Here is a 25,413-nt window from a genome sequence, read left to right on the forward strand (position 1 = left end):
CCTGATGCTTGGATCGAGCCTTGAGAAGTCCAATGATCTTGCGCTGTGCCGTAATGGGTGATCCCTCCGGAGTAGGTGCCCCCACTCAAGGCAACGTTTGTGTTGTAGGCAAATGCGTCGCTTTGAATGGAAAAGGGAGTGTATTTGTAAGTAAGCACGGAACCATCAGCTTGCGTTTCTGTCCAGCTCCTCGAAGTGCCCATGGCTGGATATGCCAGGCCAAAAGTTCCGGTGAGGGTGCCGGCGACAATGCTGGTAATTGAAAGGATAGTCTGTGTCTTCATGTACTGAAAACTGAGAGACCGCGTAAAATCACACCCGTCAAGGGATGTATACACACCATGGCAGGTCGAAATATCGACTTGATGGATCGTCTTTGTGGTAGTGCCGTGTTGGGTTTCCTCGACAGTACAGCCGCCAAACAGGGCATTGGCAGTCGCATCGGTGCCGTTGGAGATCGCTTCGCTGGTCGCTAGAAGATCGATAACGAGCTCGTCTCCGGAAAGGTCGGAAGGCGGATTCTCGCTTGCAGCATTGTTGATCGCCGAAAGTGCGCTGTCAAGGTCCGCAAGTGTAGCATTGTAGTTGTCAATCGAGCCCTGCATCATATTCTCGGGTTCTTCGATGTACCCCTGAAGAGTTGAAGTGTCTCCGGTGCCACCCGGAAGCATCTCTTCGAGATAAATGTTGGAAGCACTCGATTGCTGATCGGGGGTTGGCGTGGTCGTCTGGACGCTTGGCAGCTCGGACGCCTGGAATAGGAGATCTACGCCAAATGACTGCCCTGAGGTGGCGGAATCGAGAAAATCGTCCGCACGGGACTCCCGGCAAAAGGGCGTCCACGCCATCGGTGGCACCACCTGCAAAAGACAAAGAAAAACTACAATCACTGCCCGCATTATTTCGCAACTCCTCAAACTTCTGAAGCATCAATTGCTGTGCGAGCATCCTAAGAGAAAGCTAGAAAACGTTCATTCAATGGGGATTGAAAAGGGTCCGTCGAGAAGCAACTTTTTCCGAAAATCGAGCCAATTTCGAAAGATATGCTTTGTGCTGAGCGTCTCCATAGCTAAAGGCAGGGCGTTGGGCTACGCATTCATTGTTGGAAAAGAGTGTTTTGGCGTTTTTCGCAATCTGCGTTTGCTCCGATATATCAGCAACTAACCGAGACGCTGGATAGTCTGGACAGCTGGAACGGGAAAAGGTGCATTTGGCGAGAGGGTTTTCGTGCCCACGAGGTTTCAGTGTTCCCGCACGGCTTTGTAAGATGGCACTCTGGAGTAGTGTGATAACGACAGAGACTGTAATTACAAGGAGGAGGGAATGGAGAATCTGTTAAACCGGGTAATGGTAGGGCTTGTCTTATTTATGGGCTTGTGTGTTCACGTAGCGCATGCCGATCTGGTGGCGTTGGAATACTCCGACCCATCAGGAACAGCTAAAAGTGATGTGCCGTCGCAACATTACATCAACCCGGCCGGGGAGATCAAGGCGATAGTATCCGCCGGTCTCCAACGAAAAGCCAACCTGCAAGTGATCAATAGATCTGGCGTTTTCGTTTTTGATTCAACCAGTTCGGTGATTGGATCATCTGATACGGTAATATTCGGGGGGCAAACATACTACGGAGCGCCGTTCAGTATCCCCACCCTCGATGAGGGTCAGTACACTTTCAGGGCGCGCATTCTTGATTCTCTCAATAAAGAAGTTGCCTCAGTAGATTATGCAATTACGGTGGATCGCGCAGCACCAACCTATGGTGAGTTTTATTCCAATGCACATGGTACATATGAAATTGTAGGTCGTGGAGATTTGTTTAAGCTCGGCATGAGGGGAGCCAGTACGGATAGTTTTTTTTGGAACGATTTGGATGATAGCAATGGAATTGCAGGTGTTGAAATTGAGATTACAAAGGCAGACGGCAGTGTGTTGACAAAACAGAATATGGATTATTTGCAGGCATCAAAGAGTGCCTCAATCGTTTATATCTATTATGGGAACTGGCAGTGGCCTATGCCAGAAAGTAATCTCGATGAGGAGTTTACGTTAAAAGCTCTTGTTTATGATAAAGCTGGAAATCGGGCCACTGTGGCTAAACATTTCCAGTACGATAATTATGGCGGTGCTCCTGCACCATTTGGAGTATTTGATCCGGACAGCAATAATGTTCTCGGTCCTGGTTTAAATGGTTTTGTAGCATATGCACCTGGGATGACGGTAAAGACAAATCCGATAAAGCTGGCTTATAAGATTATCAAATCTAACTGGCGTGAATACAATGAAGGCGGTTTAAGTATCTATAATGGTCGCGGTGAGTTTCACAAGGTGGGAGAAGACACGGAATATGTTTATTGTTGGATTAGCTTGCCATTCGGATATACAGATACAAATTATTTAAGATTTGTAGATTTTGGCCGATGGATCGCTGGTTCTGTATCTTATTCATTGGTTCTCGCTGATTCGGCGCCTAAAACTCCTGCTTTAGCTGGTGTGGATTTTCTTTTCTCAGACATCGGCTGGGCGAGTGGGATCAACCGTAGATTGGTTCCAGACTCTTCCCTTCCTGTTACCATAAGCCGAGTCCGAATCAGGGCGACACCACAGAACTACATTCAAAAAGCCTACATGTTTGATAAGACATGCAATATAAATCCAGGGGAGGCTTCGTGCGAATTTGTTCATTCAATCACTATGAACAGTGGCACGCGTGGTTATATCCATAATGGAGTGCTAATTTATAATGAAGACGGATCATTGATTGGAAATCCGAGATGGGCTGAAACGTATTGGGATGGTAAGAATTATCCAGTTATTTCAGATTATTCTTTAGATTTCTATAATAAACAGGTGATAGTAACAGCAGAGTTGCCGGAATGTCGCTGGTTCTGGTCTTCTTGGCCCACGATAGGATCTGCTCATTTAAATTATGGGTCGGGAAACATTTCAGGGAGTCTGGTAAATAACATAGGATGTACATTTCAGTACAAATTCGATCTAAGGTCTATTCCTGATGGAAATTATGACATAAAAGCGATTGTCAAACGTACTGATACAAATAAGGCGACAGAGCTGGGCCTGGGGCCTCTCACAATAGACAACACTCCGCCTTCCGCCATTTTTTACACCATTAACGGAACCGTCCTAGACGATGGTGACAGCATTGAATCTCTTGATGGGATGTACGTACAATTGAATGATGCGATGGACAGTGCACCTGTCCTTACAGACGTAAACTTCACCGGGGGGCCGGATTCCATCGACTTTCATGTCGGTTGGCGCGAAACCGTAATCGGTCTGTACAAACTCGAATATCCAGTGCTTCTCCCGACTCTTGACATAGGTTCCAAATACACCATCACCGTGAAAGCGAAGGATGCCTCGGGGAATACCTCGGCGTCTTCCCTGCAATTTGTCTATGCCTCGAAAATGGTGGATCTCTCTACCAACACTTCGCAGACCATCAGTATTCCGGCTATCGGCAAAAGTCTGAAATACACCAAATTATTGTGGCCGCTCACAAGCAAGCAAATTCTCTTCGGCGACAGCACGCTGACCGGTAAATACAACGTGTACGCCTTTTATCGCGGCACTGACCTTGGCATGACCGTAGGCAATGTCGCCATCACGCCCGAGCATAAGATCCTGATTGCCGCGAACTACGACTTTGAAGCAAGTGGGAGCAAGTATGTATTCTCAGTCTCTGCAAGTGAGGTTGGAACCGGAGAGCTCATAATCATGAGCGACGCACCCAGTGCGCCAGTCTTGCGGGTCGCCGTGATCAGTTGGCTGCCAACCCTCACTCTCACAAACGACAACAACTGGCAGATCACTACCGGCTATAATACGACCAACGTATACGCCAGTGATTCATCAAACCATTGCACCCTCGTCAAGGATGAGGAGTCCGCCAGAAACAATCTTTTGGCAACTCCGAAGTGTCTCTTGAGATGGGTGGAAGTCCCCAATGGATTAGGTGCGCGTCAGATTGCCCCGATCGGTCTGACCGGGAAGATCATGACAAAAGGGGAATACCAGGTTGCAGCTCGGCTAATCATGTTCGATATGGATGGCGTCGAGCATAAAGTCGCGACGCAAGAAGCGACTCTCACTGTGGTGGACCCGGATCCGATCTCGTTTGCATTTGAGTATTTGTACTCTTATAAAGATCTATCGGGGTCAGACAACCTGTATACCTATACTGGGACAAATATTGTAGGGAAGGCATTCGTGACGGGGTCTAAGCCGGGTCTGTCGGTCACGATAAAAACTGCGAGCAAATCAAAAACGGCCGAGACGAAGGCAAGCACGTTCAATGATTTTGTGACAACCAACATCACCGATCTATGGGGAACGGAAGATATCACAGTTGAGGCATACTACACGTTTCTCTCCGATCGGGTGTATTCTGAGACGTTTCACTTCATTGCTGTTCCGAAAAGCCTGACCGTAACCCTCAATGCCACTTCCGGCGTAACCACAGAGGACATTGTCCTTAAAGGGAATGCAGGTCTTTACCAAGGAGGCGGCAAGTATCTTTATGCTTCCGCGGCGTGCGGGGTATGGACACTTCAAGCGAACCTGAACAGCTATGCCGGCGGCAAATTGAATCAAACTGCGCTTGGCACAACGGAGACAATCAACTCCGATGGGTCCTTCGAAATCAATGTCGGCAAGCTCGCGGCAGGTACTCACCGGATATCCGTTACGGCGACGCTCAAGGAAACCGAGGACTACTCGCTGTCGAAAAGTGTCGCCAGCATGCCCGTCACGGTGGTGGTGAGAGACGGCAGTGCAATTCCTGCAACGCTTTCCATACGGGAGACCACAAGCGCTACGCCGTTTTACCCGATCATCAGCGTAGTGATGAGCGACTACAAACGCTATCAGGATATCAGCTCAATAACATGGCAGACTTCTAAGAATGGAACAGACTTTGAAAAAGCAGAAGGGATGGGCGGGGTTGCGATCCGCCCGACCATCACAGAATCAGGAAAATTCTGGTACAAGGCCACGCTTACGAACCGATGGAGCAATACGACCGCAGAGACCGATTCTGTCATGGTGCAGACGTTTGCTCGGCCGGTCATTACCGTAACCGGACCAAACGCGACGATAGTCGGGAATCCGGTAACCCTCAAAGCTTCGGTGCAAGATGGCGTAAGCGCCAACTTCACCTGGTTGGTCATGCAAAACATGAATGACACAAGCGGTACGGTCCAATCGGGAGACAGCTTGACCTTCTCGCCGGAATCAACCGGAAACCTTATTGTGCGGGTGACTGCACAGGAGGTGGACGCTCCGGGAACGAACAAGGCCTCAACAGCAACCACCTATTACATTGTGCGCGTAAGTGCACCTACGCTTCAAAAAGCGCTCATAAGCGGGCCGCGTTATGTGGAAACAGGAAAAACCTACACATACGAGGTTACTGTGCCGGGTTTGTTCCCGTCCACTTATGTCTCCAATCTGACAGCGAAGGGTAATTGGGTGCTTCCGGATGGAACAACCGCAGAGGGGGAGACTCTCGATTACACTCCAAAGGCTGGAGAAAACACTCTGAAATATGTGACGTGGATTGAGCAATACCCTGAAATCATTGCCAAGGCGGAGCTCTATTTCAGTTCGTGGACGTACAAGTGGCCGGACTGGCAAGTCATTACACGAATCATTGATAACAGGGTGCCGGCGGAAGTCAGATTGCAGGTGCTCACGAAGAGCTCACAAGATTTGCTGAATCTCGGGGGTGAAACAATCGCCTATGATTGGGTTTTGCCCGAAGGTGTGGAACTTCTGGAAAAACAGAGCTCATATGCCGTCCTTCAGTTCAACACGGTCGGGACCTATCAGCCGGCCGTTACGATTTCTGACACCCGGGGAAACAGTACCACGATCCGAACGGACATGATTCAGATCCTTGCCTCACCGGTACTGGACGGCACACTGATCACGACGGTAGGGGACCGATGGAACCGGGCGCCATCAGATGTGAACGTTCGAGTGATCGTAACGAGTCTGCCAAAGAAAGATTCCTTCGCGAGCGCAACGTACAAGCTGGATGGAGTCACCTTGGTCGAAAGCGGCTCAAGCAGCACCCAGATGAAAGTCCCGGCAGCGGGGGAACATGAAATTGGGGCGACTATAAGATCAAGAAACGGCGCCACGGCAGACTTGAGAACGCAGGTGACTCTGGTAACCGGAGATAATCCTTACTGTACGATCAAACCGGTTGGAGACGGGGTGAAGAGTCTCAGCCTCATAGCTCAATGTAACGTGAGCATGGGATATGTCGCTTCTTATCAATGGAGAGTGAACGGCGAAGAAATGCCATCCAAGGGTGCGACGATCACCTTTGCGGTGTCGGATTTGGAGAAGGGAGTGGATGAAGTTGAAGTAACAGCCACGACAGACAAGGGGCAGACCGGAACCGCAACCTGGAAAAAATCCTGACCTGAATGTCGAGTCTTTGCGGCCTGACTTTGGTGTTGACTTGAAAGTCAGGCCGCCATAACTCGACCTGCCCAGATTTTCTGGCATTTCAAGATTCTCCCCGACTGAATGATGGAATTGGGGCATTACCTCGAACTTGACTGCATGAATCTGTATAATGGATTGATTTGTAAAATGATGACCCTCTGATTGAAATCTGGTGCAAGGCTTAAAAGAGTTGACCCAGTGGAAGCGAACTTGAGATCGAGAATGAACAGGGCATGCAAGAGGACAGCGAATCAACCATAGATTTGGGACCCCACCTCGCCAGAGAGCTAGATGAGGTGCTCAAGATCTTCCGGGCCAAAGAACCTACAACTGAATGGACTCCCGAGCGGCATCTGATCACAGGGTTCACTTCGTGCATGGTGGCAGGCACTGGATTGGCAGGCCGGATATTTTGACCTGTAGCGCGCCGGCATTCATTTTCCAATGGCGGCACAAAAGGAAAAAAAAGGTGTATGGCATGGGAGAACGACTGTAGACAAAGGAGGTTCCCATGCAGGACGTCGTTAGTTCGATGGATTCAATCCCTCGACGGGATGTGCGGCGGCATCTCATAGATGGCATCAAGTCTTTGTTGAAGAGCGCTGCAGTCAAGCTGAAGGGCAGTGCGCGTCGCCGGTTCTAGGCCGAGACTGTTCGAGAGCTCGGACCCGGTGGGCAGACTGTTGCGGAGCGAGAGTTCGGCTGGAACCGTGGCACCATCCGCAAGGGAATGCACGAGCTCACTGCAAACGTTGAATGCGTGGACGCGTTCTGCCTGCGTGGACGCAAACGCTCCGAAAACCACTTGCCCAATTTGCTCGATGATATCCGCGACATCGTTGATCCCAATGTTCAGGCGGATGCTACACTACGTACGTCCCATCTGTACATTAAACTGACAGCTCGTCAGGTGCGAACGCAACTGATCGAGCAAAAAAACTACAAAGATGATGATCTTCCGAAACGGCGTACCATCAGCACGATTCTCAACAGGCTGGGCTACCGCCTGCGAAAGGCAAAAAAACAAACCGTTGAAAAAAATCCCTGAAACAGACGCCATTTTTAACCAACTTCATGAGGTCAACCGTAAAGTCGATGAAACTGAGGGAGTCCTGCGTCTGTCAATGGATGCCAAGGCCTCCGTGAAGCTTGGCTCTTTCTCCCGGGGCGGCTACAGCAGAGTTGAGGTAGAGGCAGGCGATCACGACTTCGGTAGCGAGGGCTCTCTTATACCTTTCAGCATTCTGTTGCCGCAATACGGTGACTTATTTCTCTCCTTTGCACACTCGAAAGTAACGAGCGACTATATATGGGATCGCGTAGAGGAGCAATGGTCCGAGTGGGAAGCCAAGCACCACCCTTCGACACTGGTTATCAATCAAGACAATGGTCCCGAAAGCAGCAGCAGGTGCACGCAGTTCATCAAAAGAGCCGTGGACTTCGCAAACCAGCACGGGATAAACATCCAGCTCGCATACTATCCTCCTTACCACAGCAAGTACAACCCGGTCGAGCGAACTCATGGAGCCCTCGAACAATATTGGAATGGGATGTTACTAACCGACGCCGAAACCACCATCAAGATTGTAGAGAACATGACATGGAAAGGCAAACATCCAGTCGTGACGTTCTGGTAACGCGGATCTACGAAAATGGAGTCAAATTGACAAAGAAGGCCATGGCTGCCTACGAAAAGGTCATCAACCGAAACCCGGGACTCGAAGACTGGTTTGTCGATATCAGTCCCTCACCAATATAGTAGCCGGTGTTTAGTTTTTGCCATTCACCTTAAAGAACGCCTCATGCCAAAACCGAAGGATTGGAAGGCGGGAGCATGGCCAGGCCGGAAGCCCGGACATTACCAATGGCATGAAATCCAAGATACTGTTGCCTATTATGAAGAGTTCGAAAAACCCAAGATCGTCATTCCAGCCATCGTCCAACGAGCCTCCTACACGTTCGAAACGCAAGGATTCTATTCGAACGACAAAACCTCGATCCTGGTGGCCGATGACTTCTATCTGCTTGGCATACTGAATTCAAGAGTTGCCGATTTTGTGATTCATTCGATTTTTTCAACCAAACAGGGCGGCTACTTCGAATATAAGCCAATGTATGTTCAGCAAATCCCCATCCGCGCTGTTGAAGATTCTAGCCCTGCGGGGGTTAGTTTAAGCGATGGCATCGAAGACCAGGTCAGGGCCATGCTGGACCTGCAAAAGCAACTCAAGGCGGCTCGAACCGGCCACGACCAGGCGGTCATCCAGCGCCAAATTGAAGGCGTCGATCGGCGCATCGATCTACTTGTCTACGAGCTGTACGCCCTGACCGATGAGGAAATCCGGATTATTGAAGAGACAATTGTCTGACAATGCAGAAGCTTTCCGCTGGCGTGGTCTTCGTTTGCCGCTTCGAGTCATTTTTGTCACTGGCTCGCCATTGCCACATTCCTTTAGGGCTGTTTAGTTCTTGACTTAAATCAAAGCGTCTATTCTAAGTATTTTAGTAATCTCTATATCGCGTATTGCTCAGATTCAGTCAAAACGATTCACTTTTGTGAACCGGCAAACAAGGAGGATGCGATGTTTTGTTTTCAGTGCGAGCAAACGGCGAAGGGTGAAGGCTGCACCAAGATCGGCGTATGCGGCAAGCAGCCCGATGTGGCCGCCCTGCAGGATCTTTTGATGCATGCCCTCAAAGGGCTTTCGTTGTATGCCGTCGAAGGCCGAAAAGTTGGGGTGAGCGATCCAAAGGTCAATACCTTTACCTGTGAGGCCACCTTTTCTACCCTGACCAACGTGGATTTCGACCCGGAGCGCTTCGTCAAATTGATCGATCGCTGTGTGGAACTGCGCGAAGCCCTTAAGGAAAAGGTACGGGCCGCCGGCGGGAAGGTCGACTTTGCCGAAGGGGCGGCCACCTTCAGGCCCGACCAGAGCCTCCATGGACTGGTCAAGCAAGGTGAGGCCGTCGGCATCAAATCGGACCCCGATATCAATTCGGATATCCTCTCCCTTCGGGAAACATTGGTTTACGGCCTGAAAGGCGTTGCCGCCTACGCCGACCATGCACACATCCTTGGACAAGAAGACGATGCGGTGTACGCCTTTATTCACGAAGGGCTGGCCGCAACTCTAAACCGCAGCCTCGGCCTGCAGGAGTGGGTCGGCCTGGTTTTGCAGTGCGGCGCGGTGAATTTGCGCGCCATGGAATTGCTGGATGCCGCCAATACGGAAACCTACGGTCATCCCGTTCCGACCCGGGTGCCCCTCGGCGCCAAAAAGGGCAAAGCCATCCTGGTCTCGGGCCACGACCTCAAGGACCTGGAAATTCTGCTCAAACAGACCGAAGGCAAAGGCATCCACGTCTACACTCACGGCGAAATGCTTCCCTGTCACGGCTACCCTGAGCTCAAGAAATATCCCCATTTCTACGGCCATTACGGCACTGCCTGGCAGAATCAGGCCAAAGAGTTTGCAGAATTTCCGGGCGCCATTCTGATGACCACCAACTGCATTCAGAAGCCGCGCGAATCCTATCAAGACAACATTTTCACCACCGGACTGGTGGGCTGGCCGGGGGTGAGTCACATCGCCGACAAGGATTTCACGCCTGTCATTGAGAAAGCGCTTGCCCTGCCGGGTTTCCAGGAGGAGAGCAACGGCCGTCAGGTCATGTGCGGATTCGGCAGAAACGCGGTCCTGGGTGTGGCCGACAAGGTGATAGAGGCGGTCAAGAGCGGGGCCATCCGCCACTTCTTTCTGGTGGCCGGGTGTGACGGCGCCAAACCGGGGCGCAACTATTACACCGAATTCGTGGAAAAGGTACCCAAAGACTGCGTGGTCTTGACCCTGGCTTGCGGCAAATTCCGCTTCTTCGACAAAGACCTTGTCGACATCGGTGGCATTCCGAGGCTCTTGGACATCGGCCAATGCAACGACGCCTACTCAGCCATCCAAATCGCCGTGGCCTTGTCCAAAGCTTTCAACATCGGGGTGAACGAACTGCCCCTCTCCATGATCCTTTCGTGGTACGAACAGAAGGCGGTGGCCATCCTGCTCACCCTGCTACACCTGGGCATCAAAGGCATACGGCTCGGTCCGTCGCTGCCCGCCTTCATCACGCCCAACGTGCTCGATGTGCTGGTCACGAATTTCAACATCAAGCCCATCACCACCCCCGACGAGGATCTCCAGGCCATTCTGGGTTAAAGCTCGCTGAGCGGGGTAGATCTGCGGACTCCGCCATCCCCGCGGCGAACCGTTACGAGATTCTCATCGCAACCGGTATGACATGAGCTCAGCCGGCGTCATAACTTGAGGGAACATCACGATCTGAGCCGGCATTAATCACAGCAAGCCGCAATGAACCAAGATAAGCGGAGGAACAACATGAGCTTCAGTATCCGCGATCACATCGCCTGGGTTGGAAAAATAGATTGGGAGCTGAGAAAATTCCACGGGGAAGAGTACTCGACCCATCGAGGAACGACCTACAACTCGTATCTCGTGCAAGATGAGAAGACAGTCCTGATTGACACGGTGTGGGAGCCTTTCAGCCGGGAATTCCTGGAGAGCCTCAGGGCGCGAATCGATCTGAAAAAAATCGATCTGATTGTGGCGAACCACGCCGAGATCGATCACAGCGGCGGCCTCACCGATCTGATGCGGGAGATACCCGACACCCCCATTTATTGCACGGCCAATGGGCTCAAATCGTTCAAAGGACATTTTCACCAGGACTGGAATTTCAAACCGGTGAAAACCGGCGAGAAAGTCTCCATCGGCTCGCGCGAGCTGGTTTTCATCGAGGCCCCCATGCTGCACTGGCCGGACACTATGTTTTCCTATTTGACCGGGGACAGCATTTTGTTCAGCAACGATGCGTTCGGCCAGCATTACGCCTCCGAGCTCATGTACAACGACCTGGTCGACCGGGCTGAGCTTTTTCAGGAATGTATCAAGTATTACGCCAACATACTGACGCCGTTCAGCAGGCTGGTGGACAGGAAGATCAAAGAGGTTGTGGCCATGAACGTCCCCGTGGATATGATATGCACCAGCCACGGAGTCATCTGGCGCGACGACCCGCTCCAGATCGTCCGCCAATACGCACAATGGGCCGACGATTATCAGGAAAACCAGATCACCCTGCTGTACGACTCCATGTGGCAGGGCACTAGAAAGATGGCCGAGGCCATTGCCGGCGGAATCCATGCGGCGGACGGGGACGTGGCCATCAAACTGTTCAACACCGCCCGTTCGGACAAAAACGACGTGATCACCGAGGTCTTCAAGTCCAAAGCCATCTTGGTCGGATCGCCCACCATCAACAAGGGAATCCTCTCGTCCATTGCGGGTATTTTGGAGGAGATAAGAGGCCTGGGCTTCAAGAAGAAAAAGGCGGCCGCCTTCGGCGCCTACGGCTGGAGCGGAGAGTCAGTCAAGATGATTGCCCAAAAGCTCGAGGAAGCGGGCTTCGAGGTCGTCAATGAGGGCATCCGCGAGCTTTGGAGGCCCGATGAGGCGGCGTTGGATCGGTGCGCGGACTTTGGCCGGGATCTGGCGCGCCGGGTGTGACGCCAAGGTGACACGGAGAGGGGGGACGCGTTGACATGGGGCCTTACCATCGTTTGGCAGGTCGCCGCTCAGTGTGGACACCTTGACGTACTCGCCGCCATGGAGTGCTTCGCACTCCCTGTCGTGCGATGTCTCCGCGTCTTTTCCATCGCGGAGAATCGTATCAGGGTCCGGCCTTCAATAATCTCATTTGCGACCGGGCCCAGCCCATAAAGGTGGCGCACCAGGCAAGCAGCGCGGCATAAATGAAATACTTCGGGATGTGGAATAGAAAGTCTAGTCCGGTCACCTGCGCCAGCCTGAATGTGCAGGTGGTGTACATCCCCAGCGGGAAGACCATTCCCCAGTACTGCGGCTCATAGGAGAATCCGCCTCGCCGAACGATGAAGCGCCAGGCTCCGAGCAGCAGCAGCAAAGGTATCCACCAGCTGGCCGTGGCCCAGAAAAAGACCGTCAAGCCCACGGTGAACGGCAGCAGAGGCAGCAGAAACGCAGACTGGGAACTGTTTGCCGCCAGGGTTGCACCGGCCAGAGTGGTGATGGCGACCGCGCCCATGTTGATCCAGTAAGGATGACTCAGGTCCTCCGGTTTCAAATGAAAAAACATGATGCGGTAAAAAATGAGGGTGATGATCATCAGGTAGAGCATGCAGCCGATGGAGAACATGCAGAAAGAGAAAAAAATGGTGATCTCCCGCTCAATCGGCATATGACCGGTCAGCAGTCCGCACAGGATCGACACGGATTGCGTCGCCACAACCGCGACCAGCCACACCCCGTTGATTCCCTCCTGCAGGGTCGGCTTATTCTCCTGCACGGCAAATGCGGCAAAAACCATGTAGAGCAGCATCGCCCATAAACCGATTCCAACCACCAACAGAATAAAGGCCGGTCCGTGGGCACCCCGTAAGATCACCAGCTGGCTTCCCAATATACAGGTCCCCGCCGCCATGGTGAAAAATCCGACTCCGCGGCTGTGACTGCGCAGGTCCGCATAAAAGCGCTCCCGGAACAGCAGCACACGCATCAAGGTCAGCAGCCACAGTCCAGTATAAAACAACATATTCAGCCAGAAAAGCGGCTTGGCAAAAAACGCCAGCCCCATAAGATGCGAAGCGATACAAACGATCCCCGTCGACATCACCATGGCGAAATAGGCCGGCGGGAGACCGGCAATGGAAGATTTTAGGGCATCAGTTAGCACTCGCATACTACAAACTCAAAATTCAAAACTCAAAACTTATAATTCCTTCTGCGGAACAGCAAGTAGCTGCGCGGTAAATACTGTATGGGCAGGCTCCAGATGTGAATCAAGCGGCTGAAAGGGGAAAAGGCGAACAGCAGGAACGCGGCCAGGATGTGAAGCTGATACGCGAACGGCACCTCGGCCATGAGCTCCGGATTGGGGGAGAAGGAGACGATGCTGCGAATCCACGGGGCGAGGGTGTCGAGCAGGTGATAATGGCCGAAAAAGACATTGTAGGTGCCGACCAGTATGACAAACAGCAGCAGCGCCAGTGTGACGGTATCGTTTGCGGTAGACGCCGCTGCAACCCGGTCTTTTGCCCTCCGGCGCCACAATAGCAGAATGACTCCCGACAGGGACATGACGCCGAAAACCATGCCGAGCACAATCGCAATGCGGGTGTGCTCGTCGGCATCGATGCCGACCGCATCGTAGATGGTCTGCGGGATCAAGAGTCCGCCGAAATGGCCTATGAAAGTCAGAACGATCCCATAGTGAAACAACGGGGAGGCATATTTCAAGCTGTCTTTTTCAAGAATCTCGCTCGATTTCGCATTCCAGTGGAACGGATCGGTCAGATACCGCCAGGCATGCCCCACCGTAAAAACCGCAAACGACAGGTAGGGAAAAATCAGAAACGCAAGCGTGTTCCAATCGAATTTCATGTCCCCCTCCCTCCTTACCTTTCAAACCGCTGCGTCAGGGAACTCTCCCCCGGCGCATCAATAATGCTGATAGTGCAGTGATGTAAAACGGATAAAATTACCCGCATCGCGTTGCGCAACCAATCAATAACCCACGCAAAAACGAAACATCCAAACTTAATGGATTACCGCACCGTAGGGTGGGCTGTGCCCACCGAAACCAAGCATTACACCCCTGTCTGGTGGGCATAGCCCACCATTGTACGCAGTCTTATCACTTTTCTGAGATGAGCCATTATTTCTTCCGTGCTTCCCTGCGCCTCTGCGAAAAATGAAAAATAAAGTTGCCGTTGTTTTCAGTCTTTCGTATTTTCGCGCTCCTTGATTTGTACGTCCAAAAGCTCCCCGGCCAACCTTAGCAGCCCGGCGTAGGGGCTTTGCACCTCCTGCAAGCCTGCGGCCAGTGTCGCCAGCGGTTTCCGATATGCCACGGCCATCTCCCTGAAGACCTCGGCAGGGCATAAGGACCAGAACTCGAGCATGACCGGCAGGTAATCGGGCAGCTCGCCCAATAGCGGCTCATAGCCAGCCTCCCGGTAGACCTGCAGCAAGCTCGCCAGGGCGGCGCCCCTCTTTTTGCCGTCTCCCACCAGATGATAGGTCAGGTTCAAGCTCATCGCCGTGTTCATGTCAAACGTTTCGATGTATTCTTCCTGCACTCGAATCAGCGGCCTGCTTTTCAGATAAGCCAAAAATCCGGTCACGATCTCTTTTTCAGGCAGCGACGAAAATCGCCCCATCTCTCCTTCAATTTCGTGCAATGATCCCGCAAGCTCTTCATCCGGATAATGCAGCAGCAAAGCAAGCAGTTTAAGAATGATTCTTCCAGGCTCCGGCATTTTCCATCCTGTCGCACACTAGTCCAATCTCCCCGACCTAGCTCCCAAACTCTGTTTGGGAACTCAAGTGATGAGTAACTCTGTTTCATCGCCACGCCACTTACCCGCCAAACCGCAAACGGTGTTCGGGAACGAGCAGAACGAGATCGATCTTCGCTACTCCTCACTCCTTGCTCCTCACTCCTCACTCCTTGCTCACCCCAGGCTGGCCGGCGGATAGCCGCATTCGCCCTGCCGGCGGTGGAGGTCTTCGACGGTCTCACGCCTTACCGTTGGAATGACGTTGCGCTCATCGTATTTGGCAACGGCAAGAAGAGCGTACATCTCTTTGGCTGTTGCCTCGTCCAATCCGACTTCTTCCAGAAACGACGCATCGGGCTGCAGCTCGACACGGACCGAGCGCATATAACGGCGTAGCGCCATGAGCCGCCTTAAGGCAAGCCGCACGGGAGCCTCTTCGCCGGCGGCCAGAACATTTGCCAGGTATTTGAGCGGAATGCGCATGTTGTCACTGATATCGATCAGTTCCCCGGAACGATCCGCCTGATCCACCAGCGGACTCAATGGCGGAATGTACCAGACCATGGGAAGTGTTCTAAATTCGGGATGTGGCGGCAGGGCCAGCTTCCATTTCACAATCAGTTTATAAACCGGCGAGCGCCGGGCGGCATCGAGGTAACTTTCCGGTATGCCGTTCTCAATCGCCCGAGCTGCAATATCCGGGTCGTTTGGATCGAGGAAAAGCGAAGTTTGAGCTTCGTAGAGAAGCTTCTCGTTTATGGTGGAAGCGGCGCGAAAGATCCGGTCGGCATCGTAGAGCAGCACGCCGATGTAGCGGATGCGCCCCACGCAGGTTTCCGCACATAAAGTCGGCAATCCCGCCTCGATTCGAGGATAGCAGAAGATGCATTTTTCCGACCGGCCGCTTCTCCAGTTGAAGTAGACCTTTTTATAGGGGCAGCCCGACACGCAGTAGCGCCAGCCGCGGCACTGCTCCTGGTCCACCAGCACAATGCCGTCTTCATCCCGCTTGTAAAGCGCCCCCGAAGGACACGACGCGACACAGGAAGGATTCAGGCAATGCTCGCAGATCCTCGGCAGGTAAAACATGAAGACTTTTTTGAACTGCAGATAGGCGTTGTGCTCCTTGACGCTTCGAAAATTGACATCCTCGAGTCCGGTGACGTTCACCCCCGCCAGGTCGTCTTCCCAATTGGGGCCCCACTTGATCTGCAGGTTCTTCCCGGTGAGCAGGGATTTGGGACGGAGCGCCGGCTGGTTTCGTTTGCGCGGGCTGGAAGCGAGGTCGCCGTAGTTGTAGGTCCACGGCTCGTAGTAATCGTCAATTTCCGGAAGGTCGGGATTATGAAAAATGTTGAGCATCTTGTTCGACTTGCCGCCCGCCCGAAGGGAAAGCCTGCCGAACTTGATTCGCCAGCCGCCGTTCCATTCGGACTGATTTTCCCATTTTTTCGGGTAGCCCACCCCGGGCTTGGTTTCCACATTGTTGTACCATATGTATTCGGCCCCTTCCCGGTTGGTCCACACATTCTTGCACGGGATGCTGCAGGTGTGGCAGCCGATGCATTTATCCAGATTCATCACCATGGCGATCTGGGCCTTAATCTTCATACCATTGCACCTCCCTAGCCTTGCGCACCACGATCACTTCATCCCGCTGAGCCCCGGTCGGTCCGTAATAGTTGAAGGCGTAGCTCAGCTGAGCATAGCCCCCGATCATCTGGGTCGGCTTCATGAGGATGCGGGTTACGCTGTTATGGGTGCCGCCTCTTTTGCCGGAAATCTTCGAGCCGGGGGTGTTGATGAGCCGCTCCTGGGCATGATACATGAACGCCTTGCCGGGCGGGATGCGGTGGCTGACCACCGCCTTGGCCATCACCACGCCGTGCACGTTGTAGCATTCCACCCAGTCGTTGTCCTTGACCTCAATTGAAGCAGCGTCCCGATCGCTGATCCAGATGGCCTCGCCGCCGCGAAACAGGGTCAGCAAGGTGAGCACATCGGAATAGGTGCTATGAATCGACCATTTGGAATGCGGAGTGAGATAATTCAAGATGATCTCCCGCTGCGACCGGTCAACCTCGGGCACACGGGTCGAGCCCATGGCCTGCATGTCGAGCGGCGGGCGGAAGATCGGCAAGCCTTCTCCAAACTGCAGCATCCACTCGTGATCCAGGTAAAATTGCGCGCGACCGGTTAGGGTGCGAAACGGGACCTTCTCCTCGATGTTGATGACAAACGGCGAATAACTGCGCTGTTCCGATTCGATGCCGCTCCAGGTGGGACTGGTTATGACCGGCCGCGGACGGGCGTTGATTCCATCGAAAGTATACTTTTCCCCTTCTTCAGCCGCGCTCAGATGCACCAAGTCCAGCCCGGTTTTTTGTTCCACGGCACGCCACGACTTGACGGCGGCCGTTCCATTGGTCTCGGGAGAAAGCACCAGGATGGCTTCGGCCGCCTGCCTGGCCGTCGTCAAATCAGGCATCTGCTGGCTGATCCCGGCTTCGGCCACCGCTCCGTTCCGCCTTTTCAGCTCCTCGTATTCTTCCTCCGCCTGCCAATTGATTCCTTTGGCGCCGATTCCCGCCTGTTTGACCAACGGCCCCAGGGCGGTCATCATCCGATACGTGTTGGGATAGTCCCGGGTCACCACCTTGAGGTTCGGCATGGTCCGTCCCGGAACGGCTTCCACTTCGCCTTTTTTCCAATCTTTCACCCGGCCCAGCGGCTGAGCGATTTCGCCCAGGGAATCGTGCAGTAGCGGAAAGGCCACCAGGTCTTTTTTCACGCCCAAGTGATCGGTCGCCAGGTGCGAGAATTTCTCGGCAATGAATTTGAACTGGTCCCAGTTGGTTTTGGTCTCCCAGGGAGGATCGACGGCCGGGTTGAAGGGGTGGATGAAAGGATGCAGGTCGGTGGTGCTCAGATCGTGCATTTCATACCAGCCGGCGGCGGGCAGCACGATATCGGCGTACAGGGCGCTGGTGCTCATGCGCAGCTCGGTGGTCACCAGAAGGTCGAGCTTGCCGCCGGCGGTTTCGTCCCGGTTCAGCATCTCGCCCGGCTCGACAGCCATCTTCTCTTCGTTCAAAACCGAATGGTCGGCTCCCAGCAGGTGCTTCAGGAAATACTCGTGCCCTTTGCCGCTCGCCCCCAGGAGGTTCGCCCGCCAGAGAAACAAAATGCGCGGGATGTTTTGCGGATGGGCGGGATCCTCCAGGGCAAATTTAAACTCGCCTTTTTTCAGCTTATCCACCGTATAGGAAACAATGTCGTCCTCACTCTCGGCGCCGTTTTCCTCAGCCTCTTTGCAGATATCCAGCGGGTTTTGGTCGAATTGCGGATAGGAGGGCAGCCACCCGAGCCTCGCCGCAACGACGTTGTAGTCCGCCAGGTGCTTTTCCTGCAGGTCCTGATAGAGCGGCGAAGTGAGCGCCTGCGTGCTCAGGTTCTCGTAGCGCCAGTGATCGGTTGCAAAGTAGTAAAACGAGGTGCCGTTTTGCTGGCGCGGCGGACGCAGCCAGTCCAGGGCAAAAGCCAGGGTCGTCCAACCGGTTAGCGGCCGCACCTTTTCCTGGCCGACGTAGTGGGCCCAGCCGCCGCCGTTGACTCCCTGGCAGCCGCACAAGGTGGTCAGGCTGACGATGGCCCGATAAATGGTGTCGCTGTGGAACCAGTGGTTGGTGCCGGCTCCCAGGAAAATCATCGATTTGCCCCTTGTTTTCTCGGCATTTTCAGCAAATTCCCGGGCCACCCGGATAACCTCCCGGCGGTCGACACCCGTTATGCTCTCCTGCCATGCCGGGGTGTACGGCAGATTGGAATCGTAGACCGCCGCCACGTCCCCGCCCCGGCCTCGATCGATCCCGAGCTGGGCCGCCAGCAGATCGAATACCGTGGTGACCAGCATTTCGCCGTTCTCTCCGCTGATCCTTTTAACCGGTGCCGCACCCGTTTTGATCCCGGCGCCCGCAGCTTCGAACAACGGAAATTTGACCGGCACCCAGTTCTCTTCGGCAGCGAAGCTCAGCAGCGGATCGAGCTCGGTGCAGGTTGCACCGTCCCGCATCTGCAGATTCCAGCAGCCGGGCGTGCCGTAGCGGAAGCCGATGCTGCCGTTGGGCACGGCAAATTCGTCCGTCAATGCATCGTAGACCGCCGTTTTCCAATCGCCGTTTTCAACCTCTTCACCCAGGTCCGAGGCGCGCAAAAAGCGATCCGAGACGTAGCCGTCCCCTTCCTTTCTCAGCACCACGGCAAACGGGAGATCGGTGAACCTTTTGGCATAATCGATAAAATAGTCGCACTGGCGGTCGATGTAGAATTCCTTGACGATAACGAACATCATGGCCATGGCCAGCGCCGCGTCGGTGCCCGCTCGGGCCGGCAGCCAGGTATCGGCGAATTTGACGTATTCGGCGTAATCGGGGGCCACCGCAACCACTTTGGTTCCGCGGTAGCGCGCTTCGGTATAAAAGTGGGCATCGGGGGAGCGAGTCATGGGAATGTTGGTCCCCCACACGATCATGTAGGTGGATTCATACCAGTCGCCGCTCACCGGCACATCGGTCTGCTCCCCCCAGATCTGCGGCGAAGCCGGCGGCAGGTCGCAATACCAGTCATAGAAGCTGATCATGGGAGCACCGATCAGCGACAGGAAACGGGCGCCCGACGCGTAGCAGACCATGGACATGGCGGGGATGGGAGAAAAGCCGAAGATGCGGTCGGGCCCAAACTCCTGAAGGGTGCCGACCAGTGAGGCGGCAATCAGCTCAGCCGCTTCATCCCAGGAGAGCCGGACGAAGCCGCCCTTACCTCGCGCCTTCTTGTAGCGGGCCGTTTTGTCCGGGTCGCGGGCAATGCTCTGCCAGGCGGCAACCGGGTCCGGTTGAGCGGCCAGGGCCTGTTTCCACAACCCGTACAGCTCCGAGCGGATGTAAGGATGTTTGACCCGCACCGGGCTGTAGGTGTACCAGGAATAGGTGGCACCGCGCGGACAGCCGCGCGGCTCATAGTCGGGCATATCGGGGCCGGAACCGGGGTAGTCGGTCTTCTGCGTTTCCCAGACGATAATGCCGTCTTTCACATAGACATTCCAAGAGCAGGAGCCGGTGCAGTTGACCCCGTGAGTAGAGCGCACCACCTTGTCGTACTGCCAACGCCTGCGATAGAGGTCCTCCCAGTCGCGCTCGCCGTACCTGAGCTCGGCCCAGCCGTCGGATAATTTTTCCTCCCGACAATGCTCCCCGTCCGCCCGCCGACGGAAAAAGCGCAGCGAGGCAAGCAGCTTGTTCGTTCCCATAGATCGTTCCTTGTCATTTCGACTGCGATTCGAGCGCCGCCAGCTTCTCCTTGAGCTCCTTTTCCTTCTGCCAGCGGACGGTTACGTCGCGAATAACGGCGGCAGAGCCGATCGGTTCGCCTTTTTCGTCCCGCACCAACACAATGGTGAACTCGATTGAGATGCGGGTCCCATCCTTGCGCACCGCCGGTACCGCCAAAAGTTGCTCGCCGTAGCGAGTGACGCCGCTTGCCATCACTTGCCGATAGCCGCTCCAATGGCGGTCCCGTAGCCGCTCGGGAATGATGATGTCCAGAGATTGCCCCAGCGCCTCCGAAGAACTGTAGCCAAACATCTTTTCGGCACCGCTGTTCCAGAGCCTGATAACGCCCTCCCGGTCGGCAAAAATGACGGCGTCCATGGCCCCGTCCACGATCTGTTGACACAATCGGGCATGGTCATAACTCGGCATGTTCTACTCCTCGCAAGCTACCGGTTCTTCACCGCACAGGCGCAGACATTTACGGCCCGGCGCGGATTCCCCTATAACAAAATACAGAAGTCAGCAGTCAGAAGCCAGAATTAATACAAAGTCTTATCCCATATTCATCAGTGTTCTGATTTTTCGCTGTGACCTCGCCCCGGCGGGATCTTGGCAATTCATAGGTGTTGAGCATGATAAGTTGCGCTTTTCCTGCAGAGATTGATTTCATCAGTCTTTCCTTGCGTCCTTGCGGGAAATGAAAAATAAGGATTTCATCCTGCGCAGGTATAGCAGGATTAATGTTAGGTACTAAAGTTAAGATTGGCTAGCCTTCGTGTTGGTTCGAATCGAGCCTTTCCGGTTTGGAGTTGGGTCCCCTTAAGGTTGGTTTTCCTGGCAAGCCCGACTCGGAACCATAGCGGCGCAATGAAATGAAAACGTAAGCGAGAGGGATTTAGTCACAGCAAAGGAGAATAAGAAATGACAGCGAAAATCAGTAAATCTATGTGTACTGGATCGGCAGCAGCGCTATTGTTTGTCCTTGGGCAGGTAAAGGATGGTTTTGCGCAAGCGGGTTTTTGCCCCTTTTGGGGCTCCGGCCCGGGAATGATGGGCGGCACTTGGGGCTGGATTGGAGGGATATTCATGATGCTTTTCTGGATCGTGATCATCGCCGCGGGTATATTCTTCATCCGTTGGTTGATAACTGTCGGTAAAGGTGACGGTACAGTTTCCTTTTCGAATCGGGATTCTGCTTTAGACATATTGAAAAGTCGTTATGCCGGAGGAGAAATCAGCAAGGAACAATTCGAATTTATGCGACAAGATCTCCTCACATAGGCCTGAGTGACACCTCCACTTAGGTTTGCCGGCCTTCCTCTCGGGCATGGGAGCCAGAGCTGACTCCTGCAATATCCGGATCTTGGTTGCCCCCACGGTCATGGCGATTGCCATGGTCTCTTTCAGTTGATCCTCCGTTGCGCCAAGTGCCCTTGCAACTGCAAGGCAGTAACGCGTTCGGGGGTCGCATCCGGCAGCGAGCGATGCTCCAAGCGCGATCAGATGTTTTGTCCTGCGGTCGATGGCTCCCTCCGCGTACACCACATTGAAGAATCGCAGGTACTTGCCGAGCAGGTCCTACGATGACACTTCCACCCTTGCGTCATTCGTGATCGCTGGCCGCCTGGCCCGAAATAAAACCCCTTTGGTCACCGGAGAACTATTGAAGCCGGTTTGGGCACCCAACTCGACCTCCGTAAAACCCGCCTCGCGAATCATGTCCAGGAAATCCTTTCCTGGTAAAGCGCCTCCCTGTCACCTGGCCCAGTTCTCTACCACGGATCCGGTGTCGGCCGGCTGTTCGGCCGTGAGGACCTGATCGGCCAGCATGAATCGGCCATTCGGCTTTAACACCCTGAACACTTCACTGAGTGCTCTCGCCTTGTCCGGCACCAGATTGAAGACGCCGTTGGAAATCACCACATCGAAGCTTGCATCCGGGAAGGGCAAGTCCTCGGCGGAGCCTTCCTGCAAGGTCACGTTTTCAAGCGACACCTTCTTCAAGTTTTCCCTTGCCCGCTCAAGCATCTCTGGTGTGAGATCCATGCCGATCACCCTGCCTTCAGGGCCGGTCATGACCGCGGCAACAATTGTATCCACTCCAGCGCCGCATCCTATGTCCAGGACTGCCTCGCCCTTCCGGACCGGTCCAAGGGAGAAGGGATTTCCCACACCGCAGTATGAGGCCAGAACCTCTTCAGGAAGCGCCCTCAGAATCCCGCGATCGTAGTTCTGCCCCTCAAGCCCGGCCAGCCCGACAGGATACTTGAAGTTCCCTTCCGGGCTGACAGCGACTTTCCTGTATTTTGCGGCGATGCCCTCCCTGATCCGCTTCCTGTCTTCACCAGTAAGTAGATTTTCCACCGTTTTCATCCTTACTTTATTGATCGCACCGTCCATACAAAACCGTCTGTCTCTCTGCCGTTGGAAAAGACGATCCCTTCTCTCAGGGCGTGTCTGAAAAAATGTCGCTTCGGGCGGGTGTAAACTCAGCTCCTACCAGTGGCGTAGCGAATATAACTCAGGGGTGGGCTTTATGACCGCCCGCCGGGCGTTAATTCAGCCAGGCAATGAATTTTTAGACAAGCTCTCAGAATATCGAGGTTCATCCATTCAGCCAATAAAAGGGTGGCTGAATCTTTTTTATTTTACACCTTTAGCTGGCCTCTGCCCACGCTTATTGAGAAGCTGCCAAATTTTAACCGAGCATCCCGAGCACCGCTGCGCATAGATCTTCACTCCCTGTCGCAGCCAGGGGGAGAATTTTGTTTTTGACCGCACAACATTTGGGTGCCCCCTCCGGTCTTTATGACTTGACCAACTTAGTCAATTAGACTAACTTCTCTGAAGAACTGGCAAACTGAACAGGCATGCCGACAGCCTATGATTTCGACTGGGTGTAAAATGATACCCGGCCAAATTTGAACAAGACCGGATTCAGAAAGGAAGGAAATGATGAAGGTTGTCAATGTTCACGAAGCAAAAACGAAACTTTCGGCTCTCCTGGCTGAAGTGGAAAAAAAGGGGGAGCGAATCTCCATATGTCGGAATGGCAAACCCGTGGCTGACCTGGTGCCTCACCGGCGTCCAGATCGTCTTACGCCGCATCCAATTATGGGCGCCATAAAGATCAAGTATGATCCGACAGAGCCTCTAAAAGATGATGAATGGCCGGAGACTGACTGATGCTGCTTGATACATGCGCCTTGCTCTGGTTGGTCCTCGGGGGTGGCGAGCTTTCCCCGGACACCCTGCAAAAGGTGGCTGCGGCGCCGTTTGTCTATGTTTCAGCCATCAGTGGTTTTGAGATCGGCATCAAATATAGAAAGGGAAAGCTCGAACTACCCACCCTGCCTTTCGATTGGTTTAAGGTGATAATTGAGCATCACGATCTTCAGGTCCTGCCCCTTGATCTCGAGCTTTGCATCCGTTCCACACAACTGCCGCCTGTTCATAGCGATCCATGTGACCGTATGATCATCGCCACCGCTCAGATCCATAAACTCCCGGTGGTCACGGCGGACCCTATTTTCAACCATTACGACATTGAAACCCTTAACTGAGCCCGGATATGGAGCCTTGGGAGGACTTTCCCGTAGGGCGCAGATAAGCCATGAGTCGGAAGCACCTTCTTACTACCTCACTGCGCCTTAGCGGCCAGGGCGCCGGTGGCCCGTTCAAATTCCGTCATGGCGATGTGATAGCTCCACTGGGCCGCCACCAGATCGGCTTCGGCCCGGGCCAGAGCAGTTTGGGCATCAAGCAGATCGGTTATGACGGACACTCCCACCCGATAGCGCTCCCGGGTCAGACGCAGACTCTCGGCGGCATCGGCCACTTCCGTGCGCGCCGCATGGATGCCCTCGAATGCCTCCAGGAGTCGCGAATGGCTGTTCCACACCTCGCGGCGAACCTTCAAGACGAGGTCTCTCGTTTTCGCTTCCTCCTGCGCCGCCTGCGCCCGGGCCTTGCTCAGTTGGTGGACCCTGGAGAAACCGGTAAAGATAGGCAGCTCCACAGCGACCCCTACCAGCCATTCTTCATCTTCCGGCAAAAAGTCGGCATCCCGCCAGCCGAAGCCGCCAGCCGCCTTCAGTTTGGGCCCGAAGGCGCTCCTGGCGCCATCCACCTCATAGCGGGCGGCGGCGATGCTGCGCAGTGCGGACTTGACCTCCGGGCGGGTATGGACGGCCCGCTCGAAGCCCTGATCCAGGTCGATGGCGGTGGGCGAAGTAACTTCGCTCAAGGTGGCATCGATTTCCAGGGCGAGCTCGACCGGCAGCCCCATGGAGGTATTCAGCTCACCCCTGGAGACGCGCACCCCGTGTTCGGCTCGCACCAGCGCCAGCCTGGAATTGGATACCTCGGTTCGCGCCCGCAGCACGTCGGCCTGCGGGACCGCCCCCACAACCAAGCGCTCCTCGGCCAGCCGCAGGTTGTCCTCGGCCCTTTGCAGGTTCTCCTTCTGCACCTTGAGGTTTTCCAGGCCGGCCGCCAAGTTGTAGTAGGCCTTGGCTACGTTCAGCAAAATATCCTGGCGAATGGCTTCGGCATCCTCTTCGGCCACCCCCTGCATGGCCAGGGCCGCCCGCAGCTGAGCCTGCCGGTTGCCGCTGTCGAACAGCACATAGCCGGCACTCAGTCCGGCCGACCAGTCATCGGTCGGGCCGATCACGCTGGGAATGTCTTCTCTCACCTCCAGCAGCCCATCGGGCAGGAAAGCGTGCTTCTGCCAGCGGGAGTACCCGGCCTCGAGGCCCAGTTCCGGATAATACGGCGCACGGGCTACCCCTACTTGCTCTTCGGCCATCACTATACCTTCGCGGGCAACCAGCTCCAGCGGGTTTTGCGCCAGGGCGATGCGATAGGCCGAAGCGAGGCTCAAGGGTTGCGGCCTTGCAGTTTCGCCGGCGGCTGCGGACTGCTCTTTTGCAGGGGCCGCCCCCATTTGCCCGGTCGCCGGCGCCGCTGGCGGAAGGTAGGTCTCGACCGGCGGAATCATCGGTTCATTTCGGCCGGCACAGCCTGCCGCCAGGACACTCGCCAAAAGCAGAATGGTAAACAGTGAACGATGCAAGACGAAGGGCGAACGACGAAGAGCTGGAAGCCACTTTCCCATGGTTCGTTGAAACCAGCCGCAAAGGGTCGCGATTCGCCTCTCCGGCATGAATGGTGCGCCGAGGAGTCGATGGTGATGGTGGTGGTTTGGAATCATGATCTTTA

At 54.3% G+C, this 25,413-nt stretch carries 17 protein-coding genes and 1 pseudogene; 8 read left to right on the plus strand and 10 right to left on the minus strand.

The genetic code is table 11. The annotated features are described in order from the left end of the window. Nucleotides 1-899: hypothetical protein (locus tag K1V27_RS21465; RefSeq protein WP_258932307.1), on the minus strand; the 899-nt coding region annotated here is incomplete at its 3' end. 424 nt (nucleotides 900-1,323) lie between these two features. Here K1V27_RS21465 and K1V27_RS21470 point away from each other — a divergent pair. The 5 genes and pseudogenes from K1V27_RS21470 (at nucleotide 1,324) to K1V27_RS21500 (ending at nucleotide 12,053) form a co-directional block, all read left to right on the plus strand. Continuing rightward, nucleotides 1,324-6,447 (plus strand): Ig-like domain-containing protein, encoded by a 5,124-nt coding sequence (locus tag K1V27_RS21470; protein WP_258932308.1) that lies wholly within the window; start codon nucleotides 1,324-1,326, stop codon nucleotides 6,445-6,447. 559 nt (nucleotides 6,448-7,006) lie between these two features. Next, nucleotides 7,007-8,233: pseudogene (locus K1V27_RS23205) on the plus strand (ISAzo13 family transposase). Nucleotides 8,234-8,276: 43 nt separating this feature from the next. Continuing rightward, complete coding sequence (locus tag K1V27_RS21490) at nucleotides 8,277-8,843, plus strand: TaqI-like C-terminal specificity domain-containing protein (protein ID WP_258932312.1); 567 nt, start codon at nucleotides 8,277-8,279, stop codon at nucleotides 8,841-8,843. Between the two features lie 213 nt (nucleotides 8,844-9,056). Continuing rightward, nucleotides 9,057-10,685 carry a hydroxylamine reductase gene (gene hcp / locus K1V27_RS21495; protein WP_258932313.1) on the plus strand — a complete coding sequence of 543 codons (1,629 nt, stop codon included), beginning with the start codon at nucleotides 9,057-9,059 and terminating at the stop codon, nucleotides 10,683-10,685. Nucleotides 10,686-10,865: 180 nt separating this feature from the next. Beyond that, nucleotides 10,866-12,053, plus strand: a complete 1,188-nt coding sequence (locus K1V27_RS21500) for an anaerobic nitric oxide reductase flavorubredoxin (protein ID WP_258932314.1) — start codon at nucleotides 10,866-10,868, stop codon at nucleotides 12,051-12,053. A 163-nt stretch (nucleotides 12,054-12,216) separates the two neighbouring features. Here K1V27_RS21500 and K1V27_RS21505 read toward each other — a convergent pair whose 3' ends face one another. The 6 genes from K1V27_RS21505 to K1V27_RS21530 form a co-directional block, all read right to left on the minus strand. Further along, nucleotides 12,217-13,263: a tellurite resistance/C4-dicarboxylate transporter family protein gene (locus K1V27_RS21505; RefSeq protein WP_258932315.1), complete on the minus strand. Its 1,047-nt coding sequence runs from the start codon at nucleotides 13,261-13,263 to the stop codon at nucleotides 12,217-12,219. A gap of 23 nt (nucleotides 13,264-13,286) precedes the next feature. Continuing rightward, a complete protein-coding gene (gene narI / locus K1V27_RS21510; RefSeq protein WP_258932316.1) occupies nucleotides 13,287-13,964 on the minus strand; it encodes a respiratory nitrate reductase subunit gamma in 678 nt (225 codons plus the stop codon). 335 nt (nucleotides 13,965-14,299) lie between these two features. After that, nucleotides 14,300-14,842: a nitrate reductase molybdenum cofactor assembly chaperone gene (narJ, locus tag K1V27_RS21515; protein ID WP_258932317.1), complete on the minus strand. Its 543-nt coding sequence runs from the start codon at nucleotides 14,840-14,842 to the stop codon at nucleotides 14,300-14,302. Between the two features lie 195 nt (nucleotides 14,843-15,037). After that, a complete protein-coding gene (gene narH, locus K1V27_RS21520; RefSeq protein WP_258932318.1) occupies nucleotides 15,038-16,474 on the minus strand; it encodes a nitrate reductase subunit beta in 1,437 nt (478 codons plus the stop codon). Then, nucleotides 16,464-20,168 (minus strand): nitrate reductase subunit alpha, encoded by a 3,705-nt coding sequence (locus K1V27_RS21525; protein WP_258932319.1) that lies wholly within the window; start codon nucleotides 20,166-20,168, stop codon nucleotides 16,464-16,466. The genes narH and K1V27_RS21525 overlap by 11 nt, the downstream gene beginning before the upstream one ends. Nucleotides 20,169-20,181: 13 nt before the next feature. Continuing rightward, nucleotides 20,182-20,619, minus strand: coding sequence for a PAS domain-containing protein (locus K1V27_RS21530; protein WP_258932321.1), 438 nt, complete (start codon nucleotides 20,617-20,619; stop codon nucleotides 20,182-20,184). A gap of 492 nt (nucleotides 20,620-21,111) precedes the next feature. Here K1V27_RS21530 and K1V27_RS21535 point away from each other — a divergent pair, with 492 nt between their 5' ends. Continuing rightward, on the plus strand, nucleotides 21,112-21,471 hold the full coding sequence (locus tag K1V27_RS21535) for an SHOCT domain-containing protein (RefSeq protein ID WP_258932322.1): 360 nt from the start codon (nucleotides 21,112-21,114) through the stop codon (nucleotides 21,469-21,471). On the opposite strand, the gene K1V27_RS23210 is transcribed toward K1V27_RS21535, so the two are convergent. Together K1V27_RS23210 and K1V27_RS23060 are read right to left on the minus strand one after the other, a co-directional pair. After that, nucleotides 21,388-21,765 (minus strand): carboxymuconolactone decarboxylase family protein, encoded by a 378-nt coding sequence (locus K1V27_RS23210; protein WP_435051689.1) that lies wholly within the window; start codon nucleotides 21,763-21,765, stop codon nucleotides 21,388-21,390. The two genes, K1V27_RS21535 and K1V27_RS23210, sit on opposite strands and share 84 nt — an antisense overlap. A gap of 3 nt (nucleotides 21,766-21,768) precedes the next feature. Beyond that, nucleotides 21,769-22,554, minus strand: a complete 786-nt coding sequence (locus tag K1V27_RS23060) for a methyltransferase domain-containing protein (RefSeq protein ID WP_272483575.1) — start codon at nucleotides 22,552-22,554, stop codon at nucleotides 21,769-21,771. A 591-nt stretch (nucleotides 22,555-23,145) separates the two neighbouring features. Here K1V27_RS23060 and K1V27_RS23065 point away from each other — a divergent pair. Continuing rightward, nucleotides 23,146-23,376, plus strand: coding sequence for a type II toxin-antitoxin system Phd/YefM family antitoxin (locus K1V27_RS23065; protein WP_353740643.1), 231 nt, complete (start codon nucleotides 23,146-23,148; stop codon nucleotides 23,374-23,376). Continuing rightward, nucleotides 23,376-23,753, plus strand: a complete 378-nt coding sequence (locus tag K1V27_RS21545; RefSeq protein ID WP_258932324.1) for a type II toxin-antitoxin system VapC family toxin — start codon at nucleotides 23,376-23,378, stop codon at nucleotides 23,751-23,753. The genes K1V27_RS23065 and K1V27_RS21545 overlap by 1 nt, the downstream gene beginning before the upstream one ends. Before the next feature lie 77 nt (nucleotides 23,754-23,830). On the opposite strand, the gene K1V27_RS21550 is transcribed toward K1V27_RS21545, so the two are convergent. Next, a complete protein-coding gene (locus tag K1V27_RS21550) occupies nucleotides 23,831-25,405 on the minus strand; it encodes a TolC family protein (protein WP_258932325.1) in 1,575 nt (524 codons plus the stop codon). Nucleotides 25,406-25,413: the final 8 nt, after the last annotated feature.

Origin of the sequence: Desulfoferrobacter suflitae (genome assembly GCF_022603395.1) — a bacterium.
Classification (GTDB): Bacteria; Desulfobacterota; Syntrophobacteria; order Syntrophobacterales; family Syntrophobacteraceae; genus Desulfoferrobacter; species Desulfoferrobacter suflitae.

Bases quoted from the DNA above. Each gene is read 5' to 3' on its own strand.
- K1V27_RS21470 (WP_258932308.1), top strand. From the start codon at position 1,324: ATGGAGAATCTGTTAAACCGGGTAATGGTAGGGCTTGTCTTATTTATG.
- K1V27_RS21490 (WP_258932312.1), top strand. From the start codon at position 8,277: ATGCCAAAACCGAAGGATTGGAAGGCGGGAGCATGGCCAGGCCGGAAG.
- hcp (WP_258932313.1), top strand. From the start codon at position 9,057: ATGTTTTGTTTTCAGTGCGAGCAAACGGCGAAGGGTGAAGGCTGCACC.
- K1V27_RS21500 (WP_258932314.1), top strand. From the start codon at position 10,866: ATGAGCTTCAGTATCCGCGATCACATCGCCTGGGTTGGAAAAATAGAT.
- K1V27_RS21505 (WP_258932315.1), bottom strand. From the start codon at position 13,263: ATGCGAGTGCTAACTGATGCCCTAAAATCTTCCATTGCCGGTCTCCCG.
- narI (WP_258932316.1), bottom strand. From the start codon at position 13,964: ATGAAATTCGATTGGAACACGCTTGCGTTTCTGATTTTTCCCTACCTG.
- narJ (WP_258932317.1), bottom strand. From the start codon at position 14,842: ATGCCGGAGCCTGGAAGAATCATTCTTAAACTGCTTGCTTTGCTGCTG.
- narH (WP_258932318.1), bottom strand. From the start codon at position 16,474: ATGAAGATTAAGGCCCAGATCGCCATGGTGATGAATCTGGATAAATGC.
- K1V27_RS21525 (WP_258932319.1), bottom strand. From the start codon at position 20,168: ATGGGAACGAACAAGCTGCTTGCCTCGCTGCGCTTTTTCCGTCGGCGG.
- K1V27_RS21530 (WP_258932321.1), bottom strand. From the start codon at position 20,619: ATGCCGAGTTATGACCATGCCCGATTGTGTCAACAGATCGTGGACGGG.
- K1V27_RS21535 (WP_258932322.1), top strand. From the start codon at position 21,112: ATGACAGCGAAAATCAGTAAATCTATGTGTACTGGATCGGCAGCAGCG.
- K1V27_RS23065 (WP_353740643.1), top strand. From the start codon at position 23,146: ATGAAGGTTGTCAATGTTCACGAAGCAAAAACGAAACTTTCGGCTCTC.
- K1V27_RS21545 (WP_258932324.1), top strand. From the start codon at position 23,376: ATGCTGCTTGATACATGCGCCTTGCTCTGGTTGGTCCTCGGGGGTGGC.
- K1V27_RS21550 (WP_258932325.1), bottom strand. From the start codon at position 25,405: ATGATTCCAAACCACCACCATCACCATCGACTCCTCGGCGCACCATTC.